Below are 16302 nucleotides of genomic sequence, written 5' to 3'. Positions count from 1 at the left end.
GAAGACTATCAAGCTACCATCAACAAGGGAGAGCTTGCTGTTTTTAGAGGTCATTTCTTAAGTGAAGAAGACGAAACAGTACGTAGACTCATTTTAGACTTAATGTGTCGTTACAATGCAACTATTCCTGCAGAAATAGCAGCTAGTGATTTCGTCAATGAAGCTTTATTACAAGAATTATTAAACGATGAATTGATTACTTACGAAGGTGGTAAACTTGAAATCCTTGAAAAAGGAAAACCCTTTCTTCGCAATGTTTGCATGTGTTTCGATTTGAAACTTAACCAACGCGAAAAAAGGGAGCAGTTATTTAGTTCTACGATCTAAAAAAGAATGATTAGATAAACAATCCGTTTTGCATGGCGTACATCACCAAACCAACACGTGATTTTACGCCTAATTTATCGAATACAGAAGCTCTGTAGTTGTCTATGGTTTTGACACTTAAGCACATCTTATCTGCAATCTTATCGTAGGTATCTTCGGAGCAAGCTAATTCTATGAAGCGCAATTCTTTCGCGTTCAATGCGTCCTGCTTTTCTAATTCCGATTTATCCCCATTGATGGTTCCTATTAATTGAGAAGTCATTTGTTCCGTATAATGAAACCCCTTGTCTACCATGTCCAATATGGCACGTTCCAATTCTTCTGGGTCTACATCTTTTGAGATATATCCTTTAATACCTAAACGCAACATTTTTAAAAGAGAGGTATCATCATCATTCATGGTTACAATCAATAACTTCATGTTTGGATATAACTCCTTCAATTGTTTTACCGTTTGGAAACCATCCATAACCGGCATATTGATATCCACTAAAGCTAAATCTGGAGTTTCTTGACGCTCTAACTGATCCAAGAAATGCTTGCCATGATCAGCTTCACACACAACTCTAAAGTCTTGATTTATGTTTTGAATTAGGTTCGCTAACCCACTTCTAAAAAGCTTATGATCGTCTACTACGGCGATATTAATGTTCTCCATGTTCTATACTTATTTGATAGGTTGTACCTTTACCTGGAACCGATTTCAAATCAAATGTTCCACCAATAAATTTACATCTTTCTTTAATATTTAATATTCCAGAACCAAGGGTTACCTCATCCAGAACAAACCCTTTTCCGTTATCTTTTATATGAATTAGGTCCTTGCCATTTTCTACTGCGATGGTAATGTATACTTCCGTTGCCTCGGCGTGTTTAATCACATTGTTCAGGATTTCTTGCACCATTCGGTACATAAAGATCTCCTTGTTTTGTTCAAAGCTAACCTCACCGTCGGGTAGGTCTAAATGGATCTTTAATTCTCCCGCTTTTTCGTAACGGTCAACATCCATTTTAATCATACCCAATAGCCCAAATCGTTTTAAATTCTCCCCTTTTAAACTTACCGACAAAGAACGTATATCTTGTATATGTTGCTTAATGAGCTCCATGGACTGTTGCAAATTTTCTTTACCTCCATCACCTACGTGTTTGTTCAGCAAACTCAAGTTCATTTTTATCAAAGATGCAACCTGACCAAAATTATCATGTAACTCTCTAGAAATGGTAGTAAGCGTCTCCTCCTTCATTTCTATTTCAGCCTGAAGTACTGCTTGTTTAAATTGCTCACGTTCCAATTCGAAGACTTCTTGTTTTCTCCTGTAAAGGATGATAAAATAAATAATGAACACCAACAATGAGAAAACCAGTAAGGTACCCGTGATAACAGAAAAAATAATTACAAATTGATCAGACATAAAACATTAATATCATCTATAGCAGTAAGCACCTGTACAAGTTAAAAATTCATTAACTCAAGCAATTTTATAAAAAGGAGCAAGTTCGAAAATAAACAGAAAAATGAATTTTCCTTCTTTAAGTAAGCTCTTCTTATTAATTGACCGTTTCTACTTTATAACTGTTCCCGGCAGTTGAACAACTTAAGCCTGCTCCAACATATTTCCCCTGCAATACGCCCGAATTCATCTTTGCTAATGCGAAATTCAAATGTCTATGTTCTTTACTGTTAACAATGGGACCAAGCACAGGAATGAATACAAATAAATCATTCTTATTTTCCAAAGTAATTTTCTGGTCTAAACCAACAAAACAAAGCTGTTCAGGTAAGAAGTTGATCCCTTTTATTGTTTCACCATTTCTCAATGTAAACACATCCTTTCCAGATAAAACCCATTCTTTTAAATCGTCGTTCATTTCCACAGGACTCGTCGTGTTATCACAACTTTTTAAGGCCTGCTCGCTTATGGGCAAGGTAACCGGTGGAAAAGTAGGAAACTTCTTTTTTTCAGCGTCAACTTTTAAATTCGATATGGGAGCCAAAGACACTTCTAGTCTCCCCTTATCAGAATTTGAAGTGAACTCTAAGTTCAAATAAACCTGATTCGTTTGCTCAATAACTTCTGCCAAATCTTCTCGAGTGAAAGAAAACCCTCTTATGAAATTTCCATAGGAGTCAAAAAACAGATCTTGCCTTTCGGTATTCAGATACTGAGCATCCTGTCTTTGTTCCTCTTTGGTAATACTATTACTTGTTTTTACTTCCATTGCTTCTATCGGTTAGGGCAAAAGTAACTTGTAGTACTTGGGAACATGCACTTTATTAAAAAATACAGGCATAAACATTCTGTTAATAGGGGGAATTCCCCTTTACATTTCAGGAAGTCTCCTTACAACGATTTATTTAATAATTAGAATCTTTGCCCCATATATAATTGAGAACTTATATAATACGCATTTTACTAACCACAAATTAAGGCACTGGAGATCTTCAGTGCCTTTTGCATTCTACCCTTTTTCCAGCGCTAAGTTTCTCGGCTTTAAGAATAAAACATACAGCAGAATAAGGTAGGCAATATCCATACAAATAGTGGATAAATCGAAGAGAAGTAACCGGTAACGAATTAAAGTTTCCAAGGGTAGTTGATACAATACTGGCCTGAATGTCAAACTCCAAAAATTAACGCTGTAGATTAACAAATTGGCGAAAGTATATAAGAACAAAGGGTTTTTCCAAAGCACAAGGTAATGAGGGCTCTCCATCAATTGTATACAACTCACTAAGCAGAGAATAATGACGTATATACAAAAGAATGCTACCGAGAAAAAGGGGAATACATGTACTTTATTCAAATAAATGGGGTTCACAATAATGACGAAGAGCATTCCAAGGGTAATCCAGTTGTATATTTTGGTATTCTTAGGGTTGAAATTGAGATAAATGCCAAAAATGAAATAATTAATCACCGTTAAAAACAGTGTAATTAATAAGTAGTTGAGGGTATTACTAATATTAAAAACCCCAAAACAGGCCACCATAAATTCAAGAATAAACAAACCTGTGAAAAGCATGGTAATAAACCTTCCTATTCTCAACAACCTGCTATAGTTTCGAATTCCGTAAACACTGCCCGTGACAAGAATAAGATTATAGATGATGTATTGTAGCGAGAGGATATCGAAATAGTAAAAGAAAAAATAGTCTAATGCTAAGATGGATAGAATGATAAGTAGGGTAATCTTAAACTTTCGAATTCTTGAAACCAGCATAAGTCACTGTTTTCTTTAAAGTTAACAGATTTTCATCATTAGAACACTCCCCTATTTCACAAATAAACACGGGATATTTGTTCATGAACGATTTAACTAGTAATTAGACCTTTTTCGTTTCAGCGTTCACCTGTTTCTCTTGTCCAACCAACAAAAGAATTACAAATACACAATAAGCTATTTCCATGATATAATTGGAGAAATTAAAGAGTAGGAACTTATACTTTAACATCACCTCCATAGGTAATTTATGTAAAACGGGACGAAAAGACACATTCCAAAACTTTATACAGTACATTACAAGTGAGGACACACAAAACAAAAATTGAGGATTTCTCCACAATTGCGTTTTAATGGGTACATCTATTAATTGATACAGTAAATAGAGAGACATCGATATGACGTAAATACAAAACAAGCTGACAGCAATAGATGGAAATCCGGATAAATTCCAATTGGATAGCATTATTACTAAAGAAAGACCAGTAATGATTAGTGAGAGTAGGTTAAGTCTTTTGATTTGCTTCCCATTATTTTCTAAAAACTGCCTAAAAATGAAGTGGTGGAGTAGCAGTAAAAAAAACAATATCAGAAAATAATACAAAGAATAAAACAGCCTTAGATGAGTCATTATCATCCCACCTAATTCGAATAAGAAAACTCCTGAAAACAGGACGGTAATCAATTTAATAATTTTGGATTTATTTTTAAATTGATTCAAACCAATAATGGCTCCCGTGAGCAAGGTTAGAAGGTACACGAAGTTATTCAAGGAAAAGATATAAACATGTACACCTTTTAAATCCAAATAAAAAACTATCGATAAAATTATTAGAACAATTAATAAAAATACTCTTTCCTTCATTCCCTTTAAATAAGTAATTCAACTTAATGAATCTTGTAAAAAAACATGAACTGGTGTAAAACACCAGCTCATAGATAAATTACTAAATAAACACGGTCTGATAATTATTACAAGCTGTAGGACATGGATCTACAAAATCAAAGATATCTCCCGATACTACACCATCGTTTACGTAAGCCAAAGCAAAGGTTAAATAAGGCTTGTTGGTTAAACTATCTACAGGTCTTATCATAGGAATGAACGCAAAGGTATCGTTCTTATTCTCAGAAGTTGGTTGGTCTTGTAGGCCTAACGCCTCTATCATATCTCTTGTAAAGTTATACCCTTTCACCTTTTCATCAGAAGCTAAAATCAATGGTTTTGGATCAGCGTCATTGATGTAATCGTTGTACATATCTGTGAAGTCCCTGGCCGTAACCGTTTTTCCATCTGGATTGGTAGCATTATTTGTGTTAAAAGTTAAAGCTCCAGACATTGGAGTTGTGCTACTTACGTACAATGCATTTATGTCAATTACACCACCGTCTACTCTACACAATACTAAATTTAGGAAGTCTATGCTAGCTCCTGGGTACGGACTCAGCGCCGACACCATAAAATACTCACTTGTTGCACTCGTTCCTAAAGCATCATATAATTCCTGGCGCGTAAAAATGTGACCTGTAATTTTATCTCCGTTCGGGTCTAAAAAATTTGCACTTGTTCCGTTTGTAGCGAAATCTTGTACTTGAGGTTTAATCGTTGCTAAGTTAATTAATCCCATAATTGGTTATTTATTGATTTAAAATTTGATTGTTTGAACGGTAACATCGTTACCTAGCAGGAGTAGGTTATATATTTTTTTGTACTCGTCTTTTTCAATTGTTTCTTGTGGTCGTACACCACCCAATTTTTCTATCATGGGTAACAAAATATCTCCATGACCGCAAAGTGCTATAACTTTTGCATCACTTTTCTTTATTTCATCTACAACCTCTTCCCAGGCTTCCCACTTATAATATTTTACGGGAACACCTGTGCTATCTATTAAAGGTTTAACAGTATTTAAGTTTCGAATGTATTTCGTTGTATAAATCTCTTCGAGGTCAACCTCTTTTAAAATATTACTGATTTGCACAGCTTGTCTTTCACCTTCATCCGTCAGAGGTGGGTTATCCGTCTTGGTGGTCAACTCCTTTTCAGCGTGTCTGAACAAATAAATAGTTTTCCCACTTTCCTCATTTGTACATGCAGATAAGGTTATGAATGAAAGTAAAAGGAATAGAATGATAGGTTTTTTAACAAATTTCATAGCATGAAGTTAGAATTTCATTTTAAAATGCAATTGCTCGCGTGTACTTTTCTGTGCAATTTTAGAGCATCCTAGTTCAGTTAATTGAAGTATCCTTGGATATCCTCCACTTGTAGCCGAATCTTTCATTAACACAATTAATTTACCTGATGGTGTTAATTGCACAGTACCAGGAAGTACAGGACTTGATAATATTTCTGGTAAATTGTGTTTCACCACTTCCTCTAACTGATAACCCATTCGGTTGTTCTGGTTTCCTATAGTGAAAGATTGTGTTACTAATGCTTCTCGTTGCTCCTCTCCAAGTAATAAAAATTCAGGACCCGGCTCAACCTCTATTTCATCAGAAAACAACTCTGCATTTACCACAACATTTCCATATTTGTCTAAAAAATTTGCCTGAGTTAAGTAAGGTAATTTGTCGCCAGCTACACAACGTGATTGTTGCGTTACCCCCTCAAACCAACTTCTACTCCCATAGTGTTCAGGTGTTTGAAAACCGCCTTTTATTGCCATATAAAGGCGTATACCTTTCTGACAATAACCCACCTTTACTTCAGTATTTGCTGTGATGGGATAGGCTTTGTTCAGTTCTATTTTTTCACCGTTAATTTTTACTTCAGCTTGAGCCCCAGAAAATGCAATAACCGCAGGTGTATCAAAATGCATGTGCGGACCTATTTGGGTAATCTCCAACAAGGCATCCTCCGCCTTATTATTAACCAAAGCATTGGCAATTTGAGCAGATAAATCATCCATACAACCTGAAGTAGGAATACCTTTATTGCGGTATTTCCACCTGCCTTGATCTTGTACAGAAGTATAAAAACCAGGTTTAATAAATGTTAGCATGGTATAGATTTTAGCTTATAATTTCGTTGATCTGCTGCTTTTTTTATGAATTCATATTCTTGGGTAGATACGGGTATAAACTTGAGATAATCACCCGGTTGAATTCCATTTTCTTCACGCAAGTTAAGTTGTAACATATCCACCGGTGTATTTCCAATGATGTTCCACCCTCCAGGAGATTCTACAGGGTAAATTCCCGTTTGTTGTCCTCCCAAGCCCACAGCTCCTTTTGGCGTAATTTTTCTTGGTATGGACTTCCTTGCTATATGTAATTTTTCATTCAACCCACCGAGGTAACAAAAACCCGGTAAAAAGCCCATGAAATAAACCAAGTAAGTTGGGGAGGTGTGCAAAGTAATCACCTCTTCCTTACTCAAACCATTCTTCAAACACACCTCAGGCATGTCTAAAGCATAAGGTTTTTCATAGCAAACAGGTATATGCCAAGTTTGACGATTCTTTAGGGTATGATTGAGCACACTTTCATTGACGAAAAACTCAATTTCCTTTTCATCCTCCGTGCTAGGTTCATCCTTGAATTGTAATAAAATACTGTTGTAGGCATTTTGCGTAAAAGCCAAACGCTTGGCATATTTCTCTTGTAAAGCGCTCTGAAAACTCAGTACTTCCATCAAGATTTCTTCTTTGATCTCTGCCGGCCACGTTAACAAGACACCATGACTCCCGTATTTCACGCAATTCACTTTCATACCACTCGTATTTGTTCATTTTGTTCCCAAGCCGTTCTGAGATAATGCAAGACATCTTTCGCATTGGGATTATCTCCATGTATACAGAACGTTTCTCCTTGCATTTCTATGGTTTTCCCTCCTTTGGTCTTTACTTGATGATGCAAGGCTATGTTTTCAATTTGCATGAGTATATCTAAAGGGTTTTGCAATACAGCACCTGATTTTGACCTTTTCACCAACAACCCTGATGCATTGTAAGCTCTATCCCCGAAAGCTTCATTCATGAAATGAACACCTCTTTCTAGCGCTACACTTTCCATTACACTATTGAAAGGAACGTAAAGTAAATAATCCTCAAAAACACGGTTACACGCATCTATAAAAACATGGGCAGTAACCGCATCTTCTGCTGCCTTGTTGTAAAGAGCTCCATGCGCCTTGATATGGTTAAGTTCCATATTTTCCTCCTCCATTACACTTTTGAACGCCTCTAATTGATCCACGATACTTTGTTCTAAAGCTGAGAAATCTATCTCCATCACCTTACGACCAAAATTTTCTTTATCGGGATAGGACGGATGGGCTCCTATTCGCACGCCAAAATGTTTGGCGAGCATCATGCTTTTACGCATACTTTCATGATCACCATAATGACCACCGCAAGCGATGCTACATGAACTTAGAAAAGGCATATAATCCTCCTCAGTTTCTATTCCTTCTCCTACGTCTGCATTTAAATCTATGTGTACTGAATCCATCTTAAAATAGTGTGTATATGCTTTTTATACTCATTCCAAAAGCGAAGAGAATGACCAATCCGCCTAAAATGTTTTGTGTAATTGTATTCCTTGCGTTACCGAGTATTGATTTATTGTTCATCATCCATAGCAAAACCACCGCTATAAGGGGTAAAACGATGGCATTGGCTACTTGTGCAAATTGTATTAAATCCAAAGGTTTGAGTCCTAAACTCGATAATGTTACTCCAATAAGCAGCACAAATATGGCTACAGCCTTTTCTTGTTTTTCGTTCAAGTTGAAACATCCTTTGGCCACAAAACCTGCTGCTAAAGGTGCCGTGATTGCACTTGTGAGTCCGGCAGCAAACAAACCAAACGCCAATAAATATTGCGCAATATCTCCGTAGAGAGGCGCTAAGGAGGAAGCCAGTTGATCGGGAGATAGTAATTCTTGCAAACCACTTTCTGCAGCACTTACTACAATGGCCATCGAAACTAGCCCCCCTAAAATCATGGCGATTACCACATCTCTTTTACTTTTCACAAGACCTTCTTCTCCCTTCCATTTTTTAGCGGCAAGAGATGCATGTAGGAACAAATTGTACGGAACAACGGTGGTTCCGATAAGTGCAATGACCGTTAGGAAACTATCTTGAGGTTGCTCAAAAGTGAAGAGTCCAGCCAAGAATTCTGACCATTGAATATCTGATATTAATGCTGTTGAAATGAAGGCTAAACTCATTAATATGACGAGTGTAAGTAGTAAGCGCTCTACACGAACGAAACTTTTCAAACTCAACAAAAACAAAGCGATTCCTCCCAGAACAAGACTATAAAAATTGAATTGAAAGGGTCCGACATCCTGGGTAAAAGAACCAAAAACACTTTCTAGTCCCATGCTCCCGCCGGTGATGTTTCCTCCTTCGTAAGCGGCATTACCTACAATAATTGCAGCAATGCTAATTCCTAATACGAGGTATTTCAAAAAGGGATTTGTTATCGTTTCTCGCATCACCTGCGCCAAGCCTTTTTGACTCACCACACCTAAACGAGCTGCCATTCCTTGAAACAAAATACAAATGAAGACAGAAAGCATAAGTGCCCACAACAATGCATAGGAAAAGTTAACTCCTGCTTTGGCACATACGGTAACCGTTCCGGGTCCGATAAAAGCAGCAGCAACCAGAGGACCAGGTCCTAGATCCTTGAATACATTGATTAGTTTGTTCACCCTCCTAAGGTAGTAAGAGTTTGGAGAGGTATTGAATACTTCTGAAATCAGTTATTCACTTGAGGCTGTTGGTTAAGTACAACAATCTTTGTATTTGAATTAAGCTTGGGTTAAGCTTCTCTTGGCCAAATTGTCCGCTATCTTTTGTTTTACCACACGGTAGAAATAATAACTCACCAAGGCCGTAAAGACATCTGCAAATACGAAAGAGTACCAAATACCATCTAAGCCCCAGAATAAGGGCAATATTAATACCAATGGCACCAAGAAAATGATTTGTTTACTCAAGGATAAAAACAAAGCTGGCATCACTTTACCCACGGCTTGATAATAACCACTCATTAACATATTGATTGCCACCAATGGGGTTGCCGCAAATATCCATCGCATCGCGAAGGTTGCTCCTTCAATCAGTGAAGTATCTGCTGTAAAGATCATTACGATGTACTCCGTAAATATCATGATGAGTACAAAAATGATAAAAGCCATAATCGTTGCCCACTTGATGGATAAACTGATGATATCTGAAACCCTTTGAAAGAGTTTTGCTCCATAGTTGAAACCTACAATAGGCAAAAATCCTTGGGTTACTCCTAAAATTGGGAAGAAGGCAAACATGGCAATTCTATTTACAATACCATAGACAGACAATGCGATGTCTCCCCCGTACTCTACCAAGGAATTGTTCAGGACTATTGCCAAAATAGAGATGGCACCTTGTCGAACCAAAGTTATAGAACCAATAGACCCAATTTCTTGAATGATTTTGGCCTTCCATATCATCTGCTTCGCCTTAAAATTCAATTTAGAACGCGTAGAAAAGAAGAAAACTATAGTATATAAGGCACAAGCAATAAAAGAGACTGTTGTGGCCCATGCTGCTCCCTCTATCCCCATATCGAAGTAAACAATTAATATAGGATCTAAAACAACGTTAATTACTGCAGGGATAATCAGAACAATCATGGATATTTTAGGGTAACCTTCAGCTCTAATTACTGAATTGGTCATCATTGCGATGGTAAGAAAGGGAACCCCGTAAAGCAGTATATCAAAATAAGCTGTGGCAGGTGCTGTTATATTGCCAGCTGTTCCAAAAAGCAAAAGGATTTCTTCCATGTAGAGTGAACCTCCGATATAAAACAGAAGGGCAAAAGCTACTGTTAGGCTGACCATGTTCGCAAAAGTATGGTTCGCTTTTTCCTGCTTCCCTTCTCCGAATGCTCTGGAAATGATGGAGGATCCTCCAACACCTATGGCCATACCTACACTGGACATTAGAAATTGAATAGGCATAACAACGGTAATTGCACCGATAGCATATTTTCCTACCCAGTGCCCCACAAAAATTGTATCGACAATACCGTAAATAGCCATTACAAGAATACCAATGGACGCAGGAATAGCCTGTTTACTCAATAATTTCGCAAGGGGTTGCGTTCCAAACTCATTGGTTTTATTGGATTTCTCCAAGCTTTTATCGAGTGGCTGATTATCAGACGTATCGGTTTTGTTTGTACTGCTCATTGTTTGCAAAAATACTATTTAAAAGCACTAGGTTTAACTATTCTTCTCTTCTAAAATTGGTTGATTTAAGACATTAGGTGATTTGACACAAAATTCAACCGCCTTAGGGATAGCAGCGGCAGCCCGATAGATAAAAAGTTTAGAAATGTTTTGGGTGCAAAGCGACTTTAGAAGCTTAGCAACCAACCTACATGCCTTACTTTTTAGCCGAGGACTATAGCGGAAAGCCCGTCCCCAAGAATCTTGGGGAAAGGCCCTTGACTCAACTATAAAACTATTTCTTTTTCTTGCGTTTACCCCACCAAACTAGGGTTCCAGTAACGGGTAAACTAGCGATAATCAATGACGCTAAAAAGGCGATGATTTTACCGGGTAGTCCGCCAATGGCTCCAATATGTATATCGTAATTCATTCTGAACAACTTATCCGTAGCATCCGCATCAGCGTATTTTCCCCAAAGGTGATTGACCTCTACCTCTTCCAAGGTTTTCTGATCAAAAAAGCGGTAATCAGTTCTGTAATGGGTGCCTTCATCCGGCTGAATAGAGATGTATATCGTTGATGAATCTGTATGGGGAACGTGCACTTCTATGTTATCGGCATTCGGGTATTCCAGCATCATACGGCGCCACATTTCATCCATGTTGTTTTCCATTTCATGGATTGGTAAAGCTGCCTGACCTTTTAAAGATGGTGAGTCTGGTTCTACGTAAACAATAGATTTTTCACCCCCCAGCAATTTATAACTGCCGTAAGCAAACCAACCAAAGCCCCAAACCAAACCGGTTAAACACAAAACCATGGCGATGGAGATGACATAAAACCCAAGGATGTTGTGTAAGTCGTAATTTTTACGTTTCCACTTGGTCGTTTCTTTCCATTTGAACTTAAAGCGTTGTTTACGCGCATTCTTGTTTTTCGGCCACCAGAGAATGAGTCCGGTGATAAGCATGAAAAAGAAAATAAGGGTTGAGGTGGCAACTATGGTTTGACCTATTTTTTCGGGCAGCCAGAGGTAGTAATGTCCGTCTAAAATAAATCGGAAAATGCCGGAGGTTAAGTCGACATATTTTATGCCCTCCCCTGTGGTTGGGTGCACGTAAAACGCATCGTAAATGAGCTCAGAAGTATCTGTATGACCTTCGTAATATATCACTTCTAGGGCCTTGTCTTTCCCTAAATAATTGATGGAATGAATATGTTGTGCTGGGTAGATAGAATCTGCAATGTCTGCTACTTGAGATGGCGTTAAGAAAGGGGCATCTGTTTGCTCTACATGCTTGTAGTCTTGATACAGACTTTGAATTTCCTCCTTAAAGGCATACAAACAACCAGTTATAGCTACAATAAATACAACAACTCCAGTAATTAAACCGAGCCACTTGTGTACAACTAAAAATCCTTTCCTCATTATTTCTTCTCCCTACTAGTTTTCGAATGCCGCAAAAGTCGAGGCTTTTGGAGGAGGAAACAATACCTAGAGTTAGGTATTTATAATGATTCTAAATAGCAATAAAGACTTTTAGACAGTTAGATTTTTAGACGGTTAGATGGCTAGAGTAAACAAATTAATTGTAAGTACTACGCGATACAATCGCGCTGTAGCAGTAGAAAACAAAAAAGCGGAACATTACTGCTCCGCTTTTTTGAATATTCTTGAGAAACTACAAGGTTTCTTTTAACCATTTCTGGAATTCTGTATGCCAGATGAGTGAGTTTTGGTAGTCGAGTACCCAGTGATTTTCTTCTGGGAAGTACAACAACCTACTTTTTAAACCTTGCAATTGAGCCGCTTGGTAGGCTTCTAAACCTTGTCCAATTGGCACTCTGAAGTCTAAACCTCCTTGGATAATCATAATTGGACTGTCCCATTTTTCTACGTGATCTGCTGGGTTGAATTCGTTGTAAGCTTTTTGAGCTACAGCGTTGTCTTTGTCCCAGTAAGCGCCACCTAAGTCCCAGTTTACGAAGAACATCTCTTCTGTAGTACCGTACATACTTTGCCAGTTAAAGATACCATCGTGTGCTAAGAAGGTTTTGAAACGACCTTCATGAATGGCCGCTAAATAGAATACTGAGTAACCTCCATAAGAAGCTCCAATACATCCTAAACGCTCTTTATCTACGTAAGATTCTTTGGCAACATCATCGATAGCTGCTAAGTAATCCTTCATGTTTTGTCCTCCGTAATCTTTAGAAATTTGTTCATTCCATTCAACACCATGACCTGGCATACCTCTTCTATTTGGCGCTACAACGATGTAACCTTGCGCAGCCATCAATTGGAAATTCCAACGGTAAGAGTAGAATTGAGAAAGGGCTCCTTGTGGTCCACCTTGACAGTACAACAAGGTTGGGTATTGTTTTGTAGAATCGAAATCTGGAGGATAAACCACCCATGTAACCATGTCTTTACCATCTGTAGTTTTTACAATACGCTTGTCGATTTTACTCAAACCTATAGAATTGTATAGATCATCATTTTCGTGGGTAATTTGTGTCATTTCTCCCGACTTCACATCCACACTGAAAACTTCAGAAGCGTGGTTCATATCTCCACGCATCACCAAAAGATTTTTCTTATTCCATCCTACGATACCACGAACATCGAACTGTCCGTTTGTAATTTGCACAGGTCTATTCAAGATCTTTTTCTTACCTGGTAAATCGATTCTAAACAAATGCGCCTCACCTCCTGTTGGTGCTACGAAATAGATGCTTTTTTCATCTTCTGACCATGCAAAAGAATTTACGGTTCCATCCCAAGCACCCGTTAAGTTGTGTTTTGTCGTTCCATCGAAATAAATGATATCATTTTTATCACTTTCGTAACCATCGCGTTTCATTTGCAAGTAGGCTAACTTTCCTTCAGTTGAGAAAATAGGGTTGGTATCGTATCCCATGTTTCCTTCCGTAAGGTTAGAGGTCTCTCCAGTTGCAATGTCGTATACGTAAATATCAGTGTTTGTACTTACAGCGTATTCCTTTCCGTACAACTTTTTACATACGTAGTAAATTTTGGTTCCGTCAGCATTCCACGTGTAATCTTCTGAACCTCCGAAAGGTTGCGTTGGACATTCGAACTTTTCACCAGCCATGATATCCACCATCTCACCTGTCTCCAAGTTCTTTACGAAAAGGTGATTGAATTTTCCGTCTTGCCACGTATCCCAGTGTCTGTAATCCAAATCATTGTATATCTGAACGTTCGATTCCTTCAATTCTGGGTAGTAATCTGTTCCGAAAACTTTGTCCAGCTTCACTTCTTTTACCACAATTTGGTATTTACCATCTGCAGAAATAGAGGCGTCTCCTAAAATCTTAGCAGGATCTTCTATGCTTCTCTTCGCACCATCTTTAAGGTCCAAACCAAAAACTTCCGTGCTCTTTTTATTACTTGCAATATCTACCTTAGATACAGCATAAATTAGCTCAGAAGTCTCGGGATTTACACCCATTCCTCCTACTCGGTTCAATTCTATCAATTGCTCTGCAGTGATACCTTGTTGTGCCTGAGCACCAAATCCAAGGGTAGCTGCAAAAAGCATTACTAAACTTTTCTTCATGTTTCTTTTCTATGAAAGGTTTGTGAAATATCGTTTGCCAAGATACTATTAATTCATGATTCAAAAATTAAAATTGAAAAACAAGCGCTACAAAAGTAGACCTGTATATTTACTTAAAATATTTTACCATCTCAATTCGAAAAACTTACGTTTAGAAAGGTATATTCATCACTAAATCAAGCAACATGAAAACACTAACTACAGTAACATCCTTATTTTTACTGGGTGCAGCACTGGCACAAGACTATGTTCCTTTTCATTCTCCAACTAAGTTTAAAGCGGTGGGTGGAACGGAAGAGAAGTTCTTCTTTGCAGAAGAAATGAACTCCAACAACTCTACATTAGAAATAAAACAATACCAAGTAGCTAGCGATGTTCTGCAAGCTCCAAATCCCAACGATATGGGATGTGGTTCCTATGGAGATATAAACCTAGCTACATCCAATTGGTTGGGTAGAAATATAGATTACAATCAATTACTTCATGAACTAGAAATGGATAATAATATCTCTTTTAACTTTGATTTAAACTTGGGAGATTCTGCGGTATTCACCACTACCAACAACACAGATTATTACCTCAAATACATTTCTAAAACACAAGAAAACATTCTCAATTTCACCGATTCTGTTAAAGCTTACGCCATCGTGGCTTATGATGGGCAAGGAAACGCTGTAACCACTTCTTATAGCGCAAATCCCATCAAAATTGCTAAACATTTGGGCGCCGTTCGTTTTATAGATATTCAGGGTTTTCCTATCAATGCGTCAGAATATGAAATATTTGGGCAGGTAAATGACAATGAAGGTCACCTCGGATCTTATGCCCCAACCTATGATGAAGTTTACCCTTGGGAAGTAGGAGATACACTACAATATTCTGGATATTCTAGTATACAAAGTTCACAATCAGCTTACCATGCTATAAATACAGTAACTGTAACCAATAGAGTTGAAACCACTGATAGCGTATTCATTTCAATTTATAACGACTTATACACCTATAATCCTGGTGGATTCGTATATAATATAACCTATCCCCCTGTGATTAAATTCAAAAAAGGAGAAGCACTTACCACTTACCCTTCGAACTATTTCGAATACATGAAAAAATATGACGTGGGTGAAGTTCAATTTGAAACCCTAACAGGCAATGGAATGGAAATGTCTGATTTCATTTACGGAGATTATTGTGATTCATGTGACTGTTTCCCTGCCTTTGAATTATATCAGGTTCTGTTTGAAAATTACACCTACATGGCACCTTATGGTCAGGTTCACAGAGAAAAAACAACCTATGATGGAACCATGGGAGTAAGTGCCGAGGTCAAACTAATTTTCGCACGTGTTGGCAATAACACCTACGGAACTTATGTCGCTGCTAATGTAAGTGAGGCGCAATTAATAGCCGTAAAACTAGCGCCCAACCCAGTAACAGATTTGCTCGAACTTTCAAGTAACGAGAGAATAGCAAGCATAAATATTTACAGTACTACGGGGGCTTTGATTCAAACAAAAGAGATCAATAACCAACAAAGTAACCTGGATGTTCATGACTTCAACCCAGGCGTTTACCTCATCCGAATTACTTTCGATAACGGTCAACATACTACCCAACGTTTTGTGAAACAATAAATCTTTTAGTACACATAAAAACCCCGGAACTAAGCTTTTAGGTTTTTTTATTTCCAAGAATTTGGAAGAGATTTAAAGGTTTGAGAAGGAGGATAAAAATCATTTATTGAATTTCAAACTGGCAAACAGCCGGGCCATACACTATAGTTCACGTTTTAAACATCAAGTAGACTTAAGCTGCACGTTCACTTCCGGTGGTCGTAAGCGTGCAGCAAAGTCAACTAAATGTTCACAACGCAAAGCTGCCATTGCTGTCCCTGTTTGATTTTTAATCCACCATAAAATTGATACTCCAACTTGCATCACTTATATCTTTGAAACGCAAGATATATGTACCTTTTTCTAAAGCTGG

At 37.7% G+C, this 16302-nt stretch carries 14 protein-coding genes and 1 pseudogene; 2 read left to right on the top strand and 13 right to left on the bottom strand.

Annotated features, from left to right (window positions below):
• Positions 1-327, top strand: a pseudogene (locus AC22ZQ_RS05715) (oxygen-independent coproporphyrinogen III oxidase); the annotation flags it as partial.
• 10 nt (positions 328-337) lie between these two features.
• Here AC22ZQ_RS05715 and AC22ZQ_RS05710 read toward each other — a convergent pair.
• From AC22ZQ_RS05710 to AC22ZQ_RS05655, 12 genes are all read right to left on the bottom strand, one after another.
• Entirely contained in the window at positions 338-985 is a 648-nt protein-coding gene (locus AC22ZQ_RS05710) for a response regulator transcription factor (protein WP_318957823.1), read from the bottom strand.
• Positions 972-1742 (bottom strand): sensor histidine kinase, encoded by a 771-nt coding sequence (locus AC22ZQ_RS05705; RefSeq protein ID WP_318957822.1) that lies wholly within the window; start codon positions 1740-1742, stop codon positions 972-974. The genes AC22ZQ_RS05710 and AC22ZQ_RS05705 overlap by 14 nt, the downstream gene beginning before the upstream one ends.
• A gap of 136 nt (positions 1743-1878) precedes the next feature.
• On the bottom strand, positions 1879-2550 hold the full coding sequence (locus tag AC22ZQ_RS05700) for a hypothetical protein (RefSeq protein WP_318957821.1): 672 nt from the start codon (positions 2548-2550) through the stop codon (positions 1879-1881).
• Between the two features lie 1949 nt (positions 2551-4499).
• Positions 4500-5180 (bottom strand): hypothetical protein, encoded by a 681-nt coding sequence (locus AC22ZQ_RS05695; RefSeq protein ID WP_318957820.1) that lies wholly within the window; start codon positions 5178-5180, stop codon positions 4500-4502.
• An 18-nt stretch (positions 5181-5198) separates the two neighbouring features.
• The gene (locus AC22ZQ_RS05690; protein ID WP_318957819.1) at positions 5199-5708 is read right to left on the bottom strand and encodes a histidine phosphatase family protein; all 510 of its coding nucleotides are present in this window, start codon (positions 5706-5708) and stop codon (positions 5199-5201) included.
• Between the two features lie 9 nt (positions 5709-5717).
• Positions 5718-6560: a 5-oxoprolinase subunit C family protein gene (locus AC22ZQ_RS05685; RefSeq protein ID WP_318957818.1), complete on the bottom strand. Its 843-nt coding sequence runs from the start codon at positions 6558-6560 to the stop codon at positions 5718-5720.
• Positions 6554-7270 carry a 5-oxoprolinase subunit B family protein gene (locus AC22ZQ_RS05680; protein WP_318957817.1) on the bottom strand — a complete coding sequence of 239 codons (717 nt, stop codon included), beginning with the start codon at positions 7268-7270 and terminating at the stop codon, positions 6554-6556. Before AC22ZQ_RS05680 ends, AC22ZQ_RS05685 begins: the two co-directional genes overlap by 7 nt.
• Positions 7267-8010: a 5-oxoprolinase subunit PxpA gene (pxpA, locus tag AC22ZQ_RS05675; protein WP_318957816.1), complete on the bottom strand. Its 744-nt coding sequence runs from the start codon at positions 8008-8010 to the stop codon at positions 7267-7269. Before pxpA ends, AC22ZQ_RS05680 begins: the two co-directional genes overlap by 4 nt.
• 1 nt (position 8011) lies before the next feature.
• A complete protein-coding gene (locus AC22ZQ_RS05670; protein ID WP_318957815.1) occupies positions 8012-9223 on the bottom strand; it encodes an Nramp family divalent metal transporter in 1212 nt (403 codons plus the stop codon).
• A 99-nt stretch (positions 9224-9322) separates the two neighbouring features.
• Positions 9323-10750, bottom strand: coding sequence for an MATE family efflux transporter (locus AC22ZQ_RS05665; protein ID WP_318957814.1), 1428 nt, complete (start codon positions 10748-10750; stop codon positions 9323-9325).
• 274 nt (positions 10751-11024) lie between these two features.
• Complete coding sequence (locus tag AC22ZQ_RS05660) at positions 11025-12161, bottom strand: PepSY-associated TM helix domain-containing protein (protein ID WP_318957813.1); 1137 nt, start codon at positions 12159-12161, stop codon at positions 11025-11027.
• A 253-nt stretch (positions 12162-12414) separates the two neighbouring features.
• Positions 12415-14316, bottom strand: a complete 1902-nt coding sequence (locus AC22ZQ_RS05655) for a S9 family peptidase (RefSeq protein WP_318957812.1) — start codon at positions 14314-14316, stop codon at positions 12415-12417.
• 185 nt (positions 14317-14501) lie between these two features.
• Between AC22ZQ_RS05655 and AC22ZQ_RS05650 the strand changes: the two genes are divergently transcribed.
• A complete protein-coding gene (locus AC22ZQ_RS05650) occupies positions 14502-15950 on the top strand; it encodes a T9SS type A sorting domain-containing protein (RefSeq protein ID WP_318957811.1) in 1449 nt (482 codons plus the stop codon).
• 162 nt (positions 15951-16112) lie between these two features.
• Here the strand turns inward: AC22ZQ_RS05650 and AC22ZQ_RS05645 are convergent, their stop codons facing one another.
• Complete coding sequence (locus AC22ZQ_RS05645) at positions 16113-16253, bottom strand: hypothetical protein (RefSeq protein WP_318957810.1); 141 nt, start codon at positions 16251-16253, stop codon at positions 16113-16115.
• Positions 16254-16302: the final 49 nt, after the last annotated feature.

It is taken from the genome of Lishizhenia sp. (assembly GCF_057456495.1).
The sequence above is the reverse complement of the archived record's forward strand: the minus strand, read 5'-3'. Positions and strand labels throughout refer to the sequence as shown.

Bases quoted from the DNA above. Each gene is read 5' to 3' on its own strand.
- AC22ZQ_RS05710 (WP_318957823.1), bottom strand. From the start codon at position 985: ATGGAGAACATTAATATCGCCGTAGTAGACGATCATAAGCTTTTTAGA.
- AC22ZQ_RS05705 (WP_318957822.1), bottom strand. From the start codon at position 1,742: ATGTCTGATCAATTTGTAATTATTTTTTCTGTTATCACGGGTACCTTA.
- AC22ZQ_RS05700 (WP_318957821.1), bottom strand. From the start codon at position 2,550: ATGGAAGTAAAAACAAGTAATAGTATTACCAAAGAGGAACAAAGACAG.
- AC22ZQ_RS05695 (WP_318957820.1), bottom strand. From the start codon at position 5,180: ATGGGATTAATTAACTTAGCAACGATTAAACCTCAAGTACAAGATTTC.
- AC22ZQ_RS05690 (WP_318957819.1), bottom strand. From the start codon at position 5,708: ATGAAATTTGTTAAAAAACCTATCATTCTATTCCTTTTACTTTCATTC.
- AC22ZQ_RS05685 (WP_318957818.1), bottom strand. From the start codon at position 6,560: ATGCTAACATTTATTAAACCTGGTTTTTATACTTCTGTACAAGATCAA.
- AC22ZQ_RS05680 (WP_318957817.1), bottom strand. From the start codon at position 7,270: ATGAAAGTGAATTGCGTGAAATACGGGAGTCATGGTGTCTTGTTAACG.
- pxpA (WP_318957816.1), bottom strand. From the start codon at position 8,010: ATGGATTCAGTACACATAGATTTAAATGCAGACGTAGGAGAAGGAATA.
- AC22ZQ_RS05665 (WP_318957814.1), bottom strand. From the start codon at position 10,750: ATGAGCAGTACAAACAAAACCGATACGTCTGATAATCAGCCACTCGAT.
- AC22ZQ_RS05660 (WP_318957813.1), bottom strand. From the start codon at position 12,161: ATGAGGAAAGGATTTTTAGTTGTACACAAGTGGCTCGGTTTAATTACT.
- AC22ZQ_RS05655 (WP_318957812.1), bottom strand. From the start codon at position 14,316: ATGAAGAAAAGTTTAGTAATGCTTTTTGCAGCTACCCTTGGATTTGGT.
- AC22ZQ_RS05650 (WP_318957811.1), top strand. From the start codon at position 14,502: ATGAAAACACTAACTACAGTAACATCCTTATTTTTACTGGGTGCAGCA.
- AC22ZQ_RS05645 (WP_318957810.1), bottom strand. From the start codon at position 16,253: ATGCAAGTTGGAGTATCAATTTTATGGTGGATTAAAAATCAAACAGGG.